Source organism: Achromobacter xylosoxidans (assembly GCF_014490035.1).
GTDB lineage: Bacteria > Pseudomonadota > Gammaproteobacteria > Burkholderiales > Burkholderiaceae_B > Achromobacter > Achromobacter bronchisepticus_A.
The window spans coordinates 5000947-5014935 of record NZ_CP061008.1; the positions used below are offsets into that span (position 1 = coordinate 5000947).

Consider the following 13989-nt stretch of genomic DNA (forward strand, 5'->3'; position numbering starts at 1 on the left):
GCCCTACTAGGCGGCAACCGGTTCGCAACCTGGACTGGCGGCAAACGTGTCCCTTCCTTACAACATAACGATTTCACGCCTTGAAGGCGTCGTATAGTAGCAGCCGATTTTTCTAATTAGGAATATCTGGGATCCCCCACTCGTTGGCATTATTCTAAAGGCGCAACCCCAATAAATTCGCGGTCTTGCATAGGGGCGTCCGCGCGTGCCAACCTGCTTCTCTCGTAAATTAAAACATGAAAAAGAAAGACATTGAATTTCTCGATGTCGTGGCTTTGCGCGGCCCGAACATTTGGACGTACCGTCCGGTACTCGAAGCGTGGGTGGATATCGGTGAACTGGAGGACTACCCCTCCAACACCATCCCCGGCTTTTACGAACGCCTGACGGAATGGCTGCCGACGCTGATCGAGCACCGCTGCAGCCCGGGGGTCCGGGGCGGTTTCCTGTCGCGCCTGAAGGAAGGCACCTGGCCCGGCCACATACTTGAGCATGTCACCCTGGAACTGCAGAACCTGGCCGGCTTGCGCGGCGGTTTCGGCAAGGCCCGGGAAACCTCCACCCGCGGCGTCTACAAGGTGGTGGTGCGCGCCTGGCAGGAACAGGTCACCCGCACCGCCCTGAACGAAGCCCGCGACCTGGTCATGGCCGCCATCGAAGACCGCCCCTTCGACGTGCCCGCCGCCATCGCCAAGCTGCGCAGCCTGATCGACAAGCACTGTCTCGGCCCCAGCACCGCCTGCATCGTGGATGCCGCCGACGACCGCGATATTCCCTACATCCGCCTGTTCGAGGGCAACCTCGTGCAGTTCGGCTACGGCTCGGCCCAGCGCCGCATCTGGACGGCCGAGACCGACCGCACCAGCGCCATCGCCGAAGGCATTTCGCGCGACAAGGACCTGACCAAGGAACTGCTGTCGACCTGCGGCGTGCCCGTGCCCGAAGGCCGCCTCGTGCGCAGCGAGGACGACGCCTGGGAAGCGGCCGAGGACATCGGCCTGCCGGTGGTCGTGAAGCCCTATGACGGCAACCACGGCCGCGGCGTGTTCACCAACCTGACCACGCGCGAGGAAGTGGTGTCGGCCTACCGCGTGGCCGTGGACGAAGGCAGCGGCGTGATCGTCGAACGCTTCGTGCTGGGCAACGAACACCGCCTGCTGGTCGTGGGCAACCGCATGGTGGCCGCCGCCGCCGGCGAACCGGCCTGGGTGACGGGCGACGGCAAGTCCACCATCACCGAACTCATCGACAGTCAGATCAATACCGACCCGCGCCGCGGCCGCACCGAGAACCACCCGCTGAACCCGGTGCGCCTCGATTCCGCCGCGCGGCTGGAAATCGCGCGCCAGGGCCTGTCGGAAGACAGCGTTCCGCCCGAAGGCCAGCGCGTGCTGGTGCAGCGCAGCGGCAACGTCGCCTTCGACGTCACCGACCGCGTGCACCCCAGCATCGCCGCCACCGTGACCCTGGCCGCGCGCATCGTCGGCCTGGACATCGCCGGCGTGGACCTGGTGGCCGAGGACATCTCGCGCCCGCTGGACGAACAGCGCGGCGCCATCGTCGAAGTCAACGCCGGCCCCGGCCTGCTGATGCACCTGAAGCCGGCCGACGGCACGCCGCGCCCGGTGGGCCGCGCCATCGTCGACCACCTGTTCCCTGAAGGCGATGCAGGCCGCATCCCCATCGTGGGCGTGACCGGCACCAACGGCAAGACCGTGGTGGCGCGCCTGGTTGCCCGCCTGCTGAGCCTGTCCGGCAAGCGCACCGGCCTGGCCTGCAGCGAAGGCCTGTACCTGGACCGCCGCCTGGTGCAAAAGGGCGACCGCGCCGATTTCGCTTCCGGTACGCGCCTGCTGATGAACCGCAACGTGGATGCCGCCGTCATCGAGAACGACAGCGGCGTGATCCTGGGCCAGGGCCTGGCCTATGACCGCTGCCAGGTGGGCGTGGTCACCAACATCGACGACGCCGATCATCTCGGCGACTTCGACATCAATGAAACGGAGCGCATGTTCAATGTGTTCCGCACGCAGGTGGACGTGGTGCTGCCCGGCGGCTCCACCGTGCTGAACGCGCGCGATCCGCGCGTGGTGGAAATGGCCGAGCTATCCGACGGCGCCGTGATCTTCTTCGGCATCGATCCCGCCCTGCCCGCCATCACCGCCCACCTGCAACAAGACGGCCGCGCCGTATTCGTGCGCGACGGCGGCATCGTGCTGGCGCAAGGCACCCGCGAGGAACGCCTGGCCACCGTGGCTTCGATCCCGCTGACCCATGGCGGGCGCGTCGCCTTCCAGGTCGAGAACGTGCTGGCCGCGGTGGGCGCGGCCTGGGCGCTGGACATTCCCGTGGAGCTGATCCGCGCCGGCATCGAAACCTTCGACATCGACCAGGCCGACGCTCCCTGGCAGTTCACGCTGTTCGAACGCAACGGCAGCACCGTGGTGGTCGACGACGTGCACAACGCCTCGGCGCTGCGCCCCCTGATCGCCGCCATCGACCAGTTCCCGTCGACCACGCGCGCCGCCGTCTATTCGGCCGGCGCCGACCGCCGCGACGCGGACCTGATCGAACAGGGCAAGCTGCTGGGCGACGCGTTCGACCGCGTGGTGCTCTACGACGACCTGACCGTGCGCAGCAAGCGTCCCGCAGGCGAAGCGCGCGCGCTGTTGCGCCAGGGCCTGGCGCAAGGTTCCCGCGTCAAGGACATCCAGGACGAGCCCGACCACGGCAAGGCCATCCAGAGCCAGCTCGACGCCATCGCCGCAGGCGACTTCGTCCTGCTGCAGTCCGACGAAGCCTTCTCCGGTCCCACCATCGACCTGGTCCGCCGCTGGATTCAGCAATACTGACAATATCTGCGCGCGCCCTCGCACCAGCGGGGCGCGCGTGAGCTAGACAGGAATACCTGCCATGGAAGTTTCCCGTATCCGAGCACTGCGCGGCCCCAATCTGTGGAGCAAGAACACCGCGATCGAGGCCATCGTTTCCTGCGCCGACGCCGAATGCTCCATCGACAACCTGCCTGATTTCGAAGCACGCCTGCGCGCCCGTCTGCCGCAGACCGGGCTGCTGCGCCCGGAAGGCCATCAGGGCGCGGTCTCCATCGCGCACGTGCTGCAGATCGTGGCCCTGACGATGCAGGCGCATGCCGGCTGCCCCGTCACGTTCGGCCGCACCGCCTCCACCATCGAGCCTGGCGTGTTCCAGGTGGTGGTCGAGTACAGCGAGGAAGAAGTCGGCAAGCTGGCGATGGAACTGGCGCAAGTGCTGGTGCGCGCCGCGCTGGACGACACGCCCTTCGATCTCGCCGACGCCTTGAAGCGCCTGCGCGAACTCGACGAAGACGTGCGCCTGGGACCCAGCACCGGCTCCATCGTCAACGCCGCCACCGCCCGCAACATCCCGTACCGCCGCCTGACCCAGGGCAGCATGGTGCAGTTCGGCTGGGGCAGCAAGCAGCGCCGCATCCAGGCCGCCGAAACCGACCTGACCAGCGCCATCTCCGAGTCCATCGCACAGGACAAGGACCTGACCAAGATGCTGCTGGACGCCGCCGGCGTGCCGGTGCCCATGGGCCGCTCGGTGACCACCGCCGAAGAAGCCTGGGCCGCCGCCGAGGAACTGGGCGGCCCGGTCGTGGTCAAGCCGCGCGACGGCAGCCAGGGACGCGGCGTCGCCGTCAACATCGAATCCCGCGAGCGCGTGATCCAGGCCTTTGAAGTGGCCGAGGAAATCAGCTCCGAAGTCATCGTCGAACGCTACATCCCCGGCCACGACTTCCGCCTGCTGGTGGTCGGCGGCGCACTGGTCGCGGCCTCGCGCCGCGATCCGCCGCAAGTCACGGGCGATGGGGTGCAGACCATCCGTCAACTGGTGGACCAGGTCAACGCCGATCCGCTGCGCGGCGACGGCCACGCCACCTCGCTGACCAAGATCCGCTTTGACGACATCGCCCTGGCCACGCTCAAGAAGCAGGGCTTCGAGGCCGATTCCGTGCCGCCGTCCGGCACCCTGATCTTCCTGCGCAACAACGCCAACCTCAGCACCGGCGGCTCGGCCACCGACGTGACCGACGAAGTGCACCCGGAAATGGCCGCGCGCGCGGTGTCGGCGGCCCGCATGATCGGGCTGGACATCTGCGGCGTGGACGTGGTCGCCGAAAGCGTGCTCTACCCGCTCGAAGACCAGAACGGCGGCGTGGTGGAAGTGAACGCCGCCCCCGGCCTGCGCATGCATTTGAATCCGTCCTTCGGCAAGGGCCGCGCCGTGGGCGAGGCCATCATCGCCAACATGTACGCGGACGGTGACGACGGCCGCATCCCGGTCGTGGCCGTGGCCGGCACCAACGGCAAGACCACCACGGTGCGCCTGACCGCCCACATCCTGGGCGTCGCCGGCAACCGTGTCGGCATGACCAACTCCGACGGCGTCTATGTCGACAACCTGCGCATCGACACCGGCGATTGCAGCGGTCCGCGCAGCGCCCGCAGCGTGCTCATGCACCCGGACGTCGACGCAGCCGTGTTCGAAACCGCGCGCGGCGGCATCCTGCGCGAAGGCCTGGCCTTCGATCGCTGCAACGTGGCCATCGTTACCAACATCGGCATGGGCGACCACCTGGGCCTGGGCTACATCAGCACGGTCGAAGACCTGGCCGTGGTCAAGCGCGTGATCGTGCAGCACGTGCACCCCACCGGCACCGCGGTGCTGAACGCGGCCGACCCCATCGTGGCTGAAATGGCGGCAAGCTGCCCGGGCTCCATTACCTACTTCGCCGAAGACCGCAATCATCCCGTGCTGGCCACGCATCGCGCCCAAGGCCTGCGCTGCGTCTACCGCGACGGCGACTCCATCGTCACCGCACAGGGCGGCGAAGAAACCCGCTACCCGCTGGCCGCCATTCCGCTCACGCGCAACGGCACGATCACCTTCCAGGTGGAAAACGCCATGGCGTCGATCGCCGCTGCCTGGGCGCTGGGCCTGGACACGGACATCATCCGCCGCGGCCTGGCCAGCTTCGTCAATGACGCCCAGACCGCGCCCGGACGCTTCAACGTGTTCGATTACCGCGGCGCCACGGTCATCGCCGACTACGGCCACAATCCCGATGCCATCCTGGCCCTGGTGCGCGCGGTGGACGCCATGCCGGCCAAGCGCCGCTCCGTGGTCATCAGCGGCGCGGGCGACCGGCGCGACGAAGACATCCGGATGCAGACCGAGATCCTCGGCGAAGCCTTCGACGACGTGCTGCTCTACCAGGACCAGTGCCAGCGCGGCCGCGCCGACGGCGAAGTGCTGGCCCTGTTGCAGCAAGGCCTGGCCAACGCCACGCGCAGCAAGCACGTCGAAGAGATCCACGGCGAGTTTCTCGCCATCGACACGGCGCTGGCGCGCCTGGGCGCAGGCGACCTGTGCCTGATCCTGGTCGACCAGGTCGAAGAAGCGCTGGATCACATCGCGCGCCGCATCGCGCAGGCCTGAGCCGCACGCGGTTCCTGAAGGACAAACGGGGCGCCCAAGGGCGCCCCGTTTGCATCAGCGCGCGCCGGTCAACTGCTGGACGACACTACGGGCGCGGCGGCCTGATAGCGGTCCGTCACGTGCGTGCATCCGAGCGCGGCCATCGCGGCCAGCGTCAGCAAGATAGCGCGGCAAAGTCGTTGCGTCATGCGAGTTCCTCTTTCCATATTCCGTGGCCGAACCTGCTTGCGGGTTCCGCGGACACTATACCGGCGCGCCCGCCGGCAAGCCAAGCGCGCATGCCCGCGTCCAGCCTTGCAGATCCAGTTACCAGCCTCCCTCAAAAGGGGACAAGACATTGCCGGAATGTAACTACGGGATCTAGTGCGCCTGCAATCCCTACCCGCCGGAAACCGGGCCATTTCGCCGGCGCCGGGCCGTTACATTTGCCCACAGCCAGGTTTGACGGCCATGCCGCGGACCCGTACGGTAAGTGCATGGCCTGGACGGAATCACTTGAACCGACAGGCCCTAGCTGATCAGTGTCCCACTCAACCGCGACAGCCCGGTTTACAGGCCGCAAACCGGATGCCGCTAGCAAATGGAGAGGTCACCATGAACAACGACATCATCGCTGGCAAATGGAAGCAACTGACGGGCAAGGCCAAGGCCGCCTGGGGTGAGCTCACCGATGACGAGCTGACCCGCACCGAAGGCAACGCCGAACGTCTGGCGGGCCTGATTCAGGAGCGTTACGGCAAGACCAAGGAGCAGGCCGAAAAAGAAGTCCGTGACTTCTTCGACCGCAATCCTTGATCCGATAAACCACCAGGAGAAGCTGACATGTTGCATTACGCCGTAGTTTTCTTCGTCATCGCCATCATCGCGGCTGTCCTGGGCTTCGGCGGCATCGCCGCCGGCGCTGCCGGTATCGCCAAGATCCTGTTCTTCGTCTTTCTGGTACTGGCGCTGCTGTCCATCCTCGGCGGCGCATTCCGCAAGAAATAGAACTCGCACCCAAGACACTACCCCATCCTCGCGTCCCGACGCGCTGAACCACTAACAAGGAGCATGACTATGGAATTCCGCAAGCTGATCGCCGCCGCTGCACTGGGCACGGGCGCCGTCTTCACTTCCATGGCTTTTGCCGCCGACGACGGCAAGCCGAAACAGTCCGTGGGTGAGTACGCGTCCGACGCCACCGTGACCACCAAGGTCAAGGCCGCCATCGTGGCCGACAAGCAGCTGAGCGCGCTGGACATCGCCGTGGAGACCAATGCGGGCGTCACCAAGCTGACGGGTACCGTCGGCACCGCAGCCGAAGCCGATCATGCCGCCACCGTGGCGCGCGGCGTCGAAGGCGTCAAGCAGGTCATGAACAACATCAAGGTCGACCCGGCCAAGAACAAGAAGTAACCCCAACCGGGCTGTTGCGGCCCGTTCTTGAAATACAAGGCGGCGCCTGTGTCCGACACAGGCGCCGCCTTGTTTTGCGCCGCTACCCGCGGCGCTCCGGATCAGATGTTCACCACGCCCCGGCCTATCTCCAGCGCCCGTCCGCCCACCTGGATCCGGCCGTCGGCCTGGACGTCCAGCAACAGCCGGCAGGGCCTGCCCATCTGGTCGCCCTGCTCCACCAGGATGCTGGCGGGCAAGGGACGCTTTTGATGCAGCAGCCAGCCGCCCAGATTGGCGCAGGCGGAACCCGTGCCGGCGTCTTCGTTCACGCCGCCGCCCGCCTTGGCGTAGAAATAGCGCGCCACCACCACCTGGCGGCCATCCTGCTGCCGCTCGTCGTCGAAAGCGTAGGCATACATGACCTTGCGGCCCAGGCTGTTGGCCTGCCAGCGGTCCAGCCGCGAGGCATCGGGCGCAACACGGCGCACCGCGTCGACGCTGGCCAGCGGCACCAGCAGCTGATCGGCGCCGGTGTCCAGCCAGATCGGATCGTCCAGCAGATCGCTTGCATCCAGGCCCAGCAGACTGGCAATTTCGCCTCGTTCCAGCGCGGGCGCGGCGGTGCGCACGCCATCCGGGCACGGCGCGGTAAAGGTCCAGGCATCGCCGCGCGCCGTCACCGGCACCACGCCGGCAGCGAACTCCAGCGTCAACGCATCGCCCGTCTGCCGCAAGTCACGCACGACCTGCGAGGTGCCTATGGTGGGGTGGCCCGCGAACTTCATCTCGAAGCCCGGCGTAAAGATGCGCACGCGCGCTGCCGCCTTGTCGGACGGCAGGATGAAAGTCGTTTCGGACAGATTGAATTGCGCCGCCAGATTCAGCATGGTGGCGTCGTCCATGCCGCGCGCGTCTTCGAACACGCAGAGCTGGTTGCCGCTGAAGGTGGAGGAAGCGAAAACGTTGAGCAGGCGGAAAGCGTAGGAGGCCATGGCGGTAGCGATAGTTGAAAACGTATGCGCCGGCTCAGGCCGGCGCGTTTCCCACTTTATCGCAAGCCTCGGACCCGGGCTACCAGACCGCGAAGAACAATACCCAGGCCAGGCAGAACGGCGCCAGGCCGGCCGCCAGCACCAGCCAGGCCAGCCCCTTGCGCCAGCCGCTGGCTTGGCGCGGCTTGAGCAGGCGCGCAAACAGGCGCAGCGTCCACAGCACCGCCAGGCTCAGCAGCGTGAAGCGCACGGGCGCGGCCCAGGCGGCCTGCATCCCTTCGTGCTTGAGCAGGTTGACGGTAGTGGCCGACAGGCCCAGGAACACGCCAATGCCGGCGGAAGGAATCAAGGCCTGCGCCAGCTTATGCAGGCCAGGACGACCCCAGCGCGTCGCGGGTTCGCCTTCCACCGGCGCGGCGGGCGCCAGGCGGTCGGCGATCCACAACGACAGGAAGGAAGCGCCGCCGACACAGATCGTGGCGCCGACGACGAACATCAGGATGCCGGCGCCATCCAGCCACGAGAAGCTGTCGTTCACTTCCGGGTAATGCGTCAGGATGAACCAGGGCGCGTTGTCCAGCAGCGGCCACATGATGTCGTGTTCGACCAGCCAGGTCGCGGCCCACTGCTTGGCGGTCACGTACCAGGGGCTGGCGCTCCAGAGGAAGGCGCCGATCGCGATGCCCATCAGGCCGAAGCACAGCAGCGCGGTCTGCCACGGATCGCCATGGGTGACATGCACGATTTCTTCTTCAGGCGAACGCGGCGTCAACTCGATCGCGCCGCGATAGCCGCTGCAGCGTCCGCAGACATGGCAGTCGCCCGCGCCCTTCATGTGGCGCAGCGGTACCAGCGGCGCACAGTTGATGGGCTCGATGCGGATGACCGGATGGCGCCACTTCTCTTCGTCGACCTTGAAATGCCAGGGAGCCAGCTTGGCCAGCAGGTTGAAGACGCCGTTGACCGGGCACAGATACTTGCACCACACGCGCTTGCTGCGGCCGTAGCGCCAGCCGACGATCATGGCCGCGACCGTGGACCCGCCCAGCACCGCCAGTACCGCGAGCGGATACTGATAGACGCTGACCAGTTGGCCGTAAACGGTGGTCAGCGCGAACGCGACGAAAGGCCAGCCGCCCCAGCGCATCCATTTCGGGATGGCGTGGCCCTGGCCGCGTTCGCTGGCCCATTCGGTCAGCATGCCCTCGGGGCATAGCCAGCCGCACCAGGCCCGGCCCAGAATGGGCATGGAGATGAGCACGAACGGCCACCACACGCCCCAGAACGCGAACTGCGCGACGATGGTCAGATTGTTGAACACCGAGGCCGCATTGTCCGGCAAAGGCAGGATCGCGGGCACGATCAAAAGGAACGCGTATATCGCAACAATGCCCCACTGCAGCTTGCGCAACAGCGGGGCATGGTCACGGAGGAAGTCGGCGATACGGGAGGTCGCCCTCCCGAGTGCAGCTGCCATGGTCAAACCTTCAAATATTCAGTCCGGCAACAGTCGGGTTCAGGAAGCGCTGCGGGCGGCGGCGGCAGCGCCTGCCGGCTTGCCCCCCACCCAGCGCAGCAGCGCCCACACAATGATCCAGTAGGCCGCCCACAACAGCACCGAGCTCAGCGCAGGCAGCGCGCGGTAGCCGGCAAAGTCGGCCAGGATCTTGCCCACGCCGGTGCTGTCGCTCAGGAGCCAGGAGCTGTCCCAGACCGGATCCACGATGGTCGGGAGTACGTCCAGCGAAATCAGGTGATCCAGGCCGCCCACCAGCAGCGAACCGGCCAGCAGCAGCAACAGGATTTCGGTCACGCGGAAGAAGCGGCGCCAGGTGATGAGCTTGCCGCCCAGCTGCAGCAGCCAGAACGTCAGCAGCGCCACCGCGAAACCAGCCACGCCGGCCAGCGCCAGCATCAGCATGTCGCTGCCGCCCTCGCCCGCCGACACGGTGCCGTACAGGAACACCACGGTTTCGCTGCCTTCGCGCGCCACGGCAATGGCCACCAGCACGAACAGGCCCCACCAGTTGTCGTTGGCGACGGAAGCGCGCGCCCCGCCTTCGAGTTCGCCCTTTAGCGTGCGGCCGTGCTTCTTCATCCACACGACCATCTGCACCACCAGTGCGCATGCGGCCAGCGACATGATGGCCTGGAACCATTCCTGGCCTTCGTCGCTGAGCCAGGTGGACACGCCCAGCAGCACCAGCGCCAGGGCCACGGCCAGCGCCAAGCCTGCCGCGACGCCACCCCACAGGTAGTTCAGGCCGCGCTTGCCCTCGGGCGTGGAGCGCAGCCAGGTGTAGAGAATGCCCACCACCAGCATGGCTTCGACGCTTTCACGCCAGACGATAAAGAGGACCTGTTCCATATATTGCTACCGCTTATTCCTTGGGCTTGACGACCAAGGTGCCTTTCACGCTCTGGTGAAAATCGTCGAAAAAGGGATATTCGCCGGGGCGGGAAATAGTGATCACCACGAAAGACTTCACGCCCGGCCCCAGGACTTTTTCCTTGCGCAGCGGAATGCTTTCGAATTCCACCGGCTCGTTGCTCTCGTTGATGAGCTCGATCTTGAACCGGCCCGCCGGCACTTCCAGCGTGGCCGGTTCGAACGTCCCGTTCGGCTTGAAGGTCAGCGTGAACGTGGGCAGTTCGTCAGCCTGCGCGGATGCCGCCCCGGCCAGGCCCGCCAGGCCGATCAGCAATGCGGCGGCAACGCGTAGCAGGCTGCGCACGATCAGTAGCCGCCCTTCTTGCCGGTGCCGGCGTAGACGAATTCATATTCCAGATCGAAGGGCTCGAACCACGGGCCCACGCCGGTTTCCTTGTCGATGTGGCGGCCGAAGTGGCTCATCTTGTCCTCGGTCGGCGGCAGGATGGTGTACTTCAGCTTGTACTTGCCCGGTCCTTCCAGCTTGATGTTCTCGCCGTAGTGCGGACCGTCGTTGGCGACCATGGGCATGAAGGTGCCCTTCTGCACGTTCTGGCTGCCGACCTTCTGGATTTCGTACTTCACGACCAGGTAGGGCACCCACTCGCCTTCAGGGAAGCCCGTCTTGTTGCCGGCGGTGGCGTGAATGTCGGCCTCAAGGTGCACATCCGAATCCTTGGCCGGACGCATCATCCCGGGGGGGTCCATTTCGATCGGCTGCAGGTATACCGCGCCGATTTCCATGCCGCCCTTTTCCACCGGCTTGCCGATGGGGTATTCGGCCGCGTTCGCGGCGGAAACGCTCAGGGCGACGATGGCCAGGGCCAAGGCTTTCTTGATCATGTGCATAATCCTTGAGTCACGAATGAGACGACGGCTCTTAAAATACAAACAAGAACCGTTTTCATTAATGTAACCAAATCAACTGACAGAACCCTGAACCTCGGGCCAGGGAAATCTGCGGATCATTGCGTTTGATCAAGCGGTGAAAGAGGTGCGGCCCCGGATGACTCAGAGCCCGAGAAACTTGAACGGCGCCGAGGGCTGGAAGTCGCGCGTGGCGTCGCCCGCAAACGTGTGGCGCTGATCCGGCCCCAGGTCCAGCTTCAGCACCTTGCCGCTTTCCGGGCTGAAATCGAGGGCCTTCAGATCCACCCAGAACGTGTTGGGCGTCAGGGCCGACTCAAAAAAATACAGTTTGCGCTGGTGGTCGAAAACGGTGCGCCAGCGGGTGGACGAGATATTGGGCTGTCCGGGCGTACTGATGCCGTAGGGTACGGAGACGTTGCGTATCACGCTGAAGACGCTGGCCAGCGCCTTGTTGGGATCGGGATCCTTGGGGATGGCGTTGATGTAGAACGATGCCCGCACGAAACGATCGGCCGCGCGGTTGGTGCCCGGCAACATGGTAGTGCCGCCGATCTGCTGCCAATAGGCATCGAGCGCGAGCTGCTGTTCGAACTGAGGCGAGTTGGTCATCACCTGGTAATCGCGGCTGTGGTGGATCACCTGGCGTCCGCCGATGTATTCGACGATGGCGCTGTCGCCGCTGGCGTCCGAGATCGACAGGTGCAGCGTCGTCAGGCGGTCCTCGCCGGGCACGTTGTCCGAGACGATGGTGTAGGGTTCCTGCTCCAGCGCGGCCACGGCTTCCTTGACGGTGGCGTAGTTGTCCAGCACGTACTGCGCCCACGCCGCGATGGTCAGGCCGGGCTTGCCCTTCGCGTCGAATTGCGGGTACTGCGATTCGGCCAACCACAGCAGATTGGCGCTCAGGCCCGCTTCGTTCACACCGTCGGTGGTGGAGACGTCATACCCGGACGTGACCACGCTGCCGTAGCGCGAAGTCCAGCGCAGGGAGTTCGGGCCGGCCTCGCCGCTGCGCGCCATGCCGCGCGGCAATACCCACAGGTTGCTGGTGATGTCGTTCTTCCAGTCCATGGAGCGCGCGGTAACGACCTGCTGGTTGGCGCCATGGAAAACCACGCGCGTGCAAGCCCAAGCGGCGGGCGACGCGGACACGGCCGTCAAGCCGGCCAATGCCGCGCAGGCCAAGCGGGAAAACGCCTTGTTCAGTCTCATGCTTGCACTCCTGGGGTCGGTTCTTTTGCATGCCGCGCGAGCAAAAGGCCGCGCGCGATGATGAAAAAACACCCCAAGAACCGGATCTCCGTCCGGCTTTTGGGGTGTTGATCGATGAGGCGCGCGCCTGGCGCGGCCCCGCCGTTACTTGCGTCCGGGACCTTGCGTGCCGCCGGGCGTGAACGGGAAGGTCGAGAACATGGCGCGGGTCTGATCCTGCATCTGGTCCTGCATCTGCACGAACAGATTCTTGCTCTGGTCGATGTAGTTGTTCATCATGTTCTGCAGCATGGGCGTCTGCACGTTCATGAACTGGGTCCAGGCCTCGGGGCCGAACTGGCTGCCGTACAGGCCCTTGGACTGTTCCGCCATGCGTTGCTGGATTTCCATGAAGGCCTGGATGTTCTTTTCCAGGTAGGAACCCATGATGCCCTGCATGGCATGGCCGTAGAAACGGATGATCTGCGACAGCATGTTCGACGAGAACATGGGCATGCCGCCGCTTTCCTCTTCAAGGATGATCTGCAGCAGGATGCTGCGCGTCAGGTCTTCGCTGCTCTTGGCATCGACCACCTGGAATTCTTCGTTTGCCAGGACCAGTTGCTTGACATCTGCCAGGGTGATGTAGGTGCTGGTCCGGGTGTCGTACAGGCGACGGTTGGGGTACTTTTTAATCAGGCGCAGGCTGGCGCCGGTTTGTGCTTGCGTCATGGTTGTCCCCGGATCGGGCGATCTCTAAGGCTTCGGATAGGGTTAGTGTAATCCGGAGGGCCCTCTCCCCGAGGCCCTCCGGCGCCGACGGGCCGCCCGCTGGCGGTCCGCGATGGGTCAGCCCATGTGCAGGCCGCCATTGAGCGAGAAGTCCGCGCCCGTCGAAAAACCGGACTCGTCCGAGGCCAGCCACGACGTCATGGACGCGATTTCTTCCGGCGTGCCAAGGCGGCGCACCGGAATGGTGGCGACGATCTTTTCCAGCACGTCGGGGCGGATGGCGCGAACCATGTCGGTGCCGATGTAGCCGGGCGAGATCGTGTTGACGGTGACGCCCTTGCTGGCGACTTCCTGGGCCAGCGCCATGGTGAAGCCATGGATGCCGGCCTTGGCGGTCGAATAGTTCGTCTGGCCGAACTGGCCTTTCTGCCCGTTCACCGAGCTGATGTTGATGATGCGCCCCCACTGGCGTTCGACCATGCCGTCGATCACCTGTTTGGTCACATTGAACAAGCTGTTCAGGTTGGTGTCGATGACCGCGCGCCAATCGTCCGCGCTCATCTTGCGGAACAGACCATCGCGGGTAATGCCCGCGTTGTTGACCAGCACGTCGACCGGGCCCAGCTCCTTCGTGACCCGTTCGAAGGCTTCCACCGTGGAGTCCCAATCGGACACGTTGCCCACGGATGCGTAGAACGTGTAGCCCTGCGCTGCCTGCTCATCCAGCCATTGCTGGTAGTTGCGGCTGGGGCCGCAACCTGCCACCACGCGAAAGCCATCCTTGGCCAAGCGCTGGCAAATAGAGGTGCCGATACCGCCCATCCCGCCTGTTACGTAAGCCAGTTTTCCGCTCATTGGACTTCCTCCTGTGTGCGACGGACGCCTCGTTAATTAACCTTCTTCGCGTCTGGG

13 protein-coding genes are annotated in these 13989 nt (G+C 65.3%); 5 read left to right on the plus strand and 8 right to left on the minus strand.

Annotation, left to right across the window (positions count from 1 at the left end; all coding sequences use genetic code 11):
- The first annotated feature begins 236 nt into the window (after positions 1–236).
- The 5 genes from cphA (IAG39_RS23220) to IAG39_RS23240 all read left to right on the plus strand — a co-directional run bounded on the left by cphA (IAG39_RS23220) (position 237) and on the right by IAG39_RS23240 (position 6879).
- On the plus strand, positions 237–2852 hold the full coding sequence (cphA, locus tag IAG39_RS23220) for a cyanophycin synthetase (RefSeq protein ID WP_059374590.1): 2616 nt from the start codon (positions 237–239) through the stop codon (positions 2850–2852).
- A 61-nt stretch (positions 2853–2913) separates the two neighbouring features.
- Positions 2914–5484 (plus strand): cyanophycin synthetase, encoded by a 2571-nt coding sequence (cphA, locus tag IAG39_RS23225; RefSeq protein ID WP_059374592.1) that lies wholly within the window; start codon positions 2914–2916, stop codon positions 5482–5484.
- Positions 5485–6078: 594 nt separating this feature from the next.
- Positions 6079–6279 carry a CsbD family protein gene (locus tag IAG39_RS23230; protein WP_006389412.1) on the plus strand — a complete coding sequence of 67 codons (201 nt, stop codon included), beginning with the start codon at positions 6079–6081 and terminating at the stop codon, positions 6277–6279.
- Positions 6280–6306: 27 nt separating this feature from the next.
- Entirely contained in the window at positions 6307–6471 is a 165-nt protein-coding gene (locus IAG39_RS23235; RefSeq protein ID WP_006389411.1) for a DUF1328 domain-containing protein, read from the plus strand.
- 69 nt (positions 6472–6540) lie between these two features.
- The gene (locus IAG39_RS23240) at positions 6541–6879 is read left to right on the plus strand and encodes a BON domain-containing protein (protein ID WP_013392352.1); all 339 of its coding nucleotides are present in this window, start codon (positions 6541–6543) and stop codon (positions 6877–6879) included.
- A gap of 101 nt (positions 6880–6980) precedes the next feature.
- Here IAG39_RS23240 and IAG39_RS23245 read toward each other — a convergent pair whose 3' ends face one another.
- From IAG39_RS23245 to phbB, 8 genes are all read right to left on the minus strand, one after another.
- Positions 6981–7853 carry a PhzF family phenazine biosynthesis protein gene (locus IAG39_RS23245; RefSeq protein WP_118934236.1) on the minus strand — a complete coding sequence of 291 codons (873 nt, stop codon included), beginning with the start codon at positions 7851–7853 and terminating at the stop codon, positions 6981–6983.
- A gap of 79 nt (positions 7854–7932) precedes the next feature.
- Positions 7933–9330: a 4Fe-4S binding protein gene (locus IAG39_RS23250; RefSeq protein WP_118934237.1), complete on the minus strand. Its 1398-nt coding sequence runs from the start codon at positions 9328–9330 to the stop codon at positions 7933–7935.
- Between the two features lie 39 nt (positions 9331–9369).
- A complete protein-coding gene (locus tag IAG39_RS23255) occupies positions 9370–10221 on the minus strand; it encodes an FTR1 family protein (RefSeq protein WP_118934238.1) in 852 nt (283 codons plus the stop codon).
- 13 nt (positions 10222–10234) lie between these two features.
- Positions 10235–10588 carry a cupredoxin domain-containing protein gene (locus tag IAG39_RS23260; RefSeq protein WP_059374601.1) on the minus strand — a complete coding sequence of 118 codons (354 nt, stop codon included), beginning with the start codon at positions 10586–10588 and terminating at the stop codon, positions 10235–10237.
- Positions 10589–10590: 2 nt separating this feature from the next.
- Positions 10591–11127 (minus strand): iron transporter, encoded by a 537-nt coding sequence (locus IAG39_RS23265; protein ID WP_059374603.1) that lies wholly within the window; start codon positions 11125–11127, stop codon positions 10591–10593.
- 168 nt (positions 11128–11295) lie between these two features.
- Complete coding sequence (locus tag IAG39_RS23270; protein ID WP_059374605.1) at positions 11296–12366, minus strand: linear amide C-N hydrolase; 1071 nt, start codon at positions 12364–12366, stop codon at positions 11296–11298.
- A gap of 144 nt (positions 12367–12510) precedes the next feature.
- Positions 12511–13077, minus strand: coding sequence for a polyhydroxyalkanoate synthesis repressor PhaR (phaR, locus tag IAG39_RS23275; RefSeq protein ID WP_059374607.1), 567 nt, complete (start codon positions 13075–13077; stop codon positions 12511–12513).
- 117 nt (positions 13078–13194) lie between these two features.
- Complete coding sequence (gene phbB / locus IAG39_RS23280; RefSeq protein WP_054450805.1) at positions 13195–13932, minus strand: acetoacetyl-CoA reductase; 738 nt, start codon at positions 13930–13932, stop codon at positions 13195–13197.
- Positions 13933–13989: the final 57 nt, after the last annotated feature.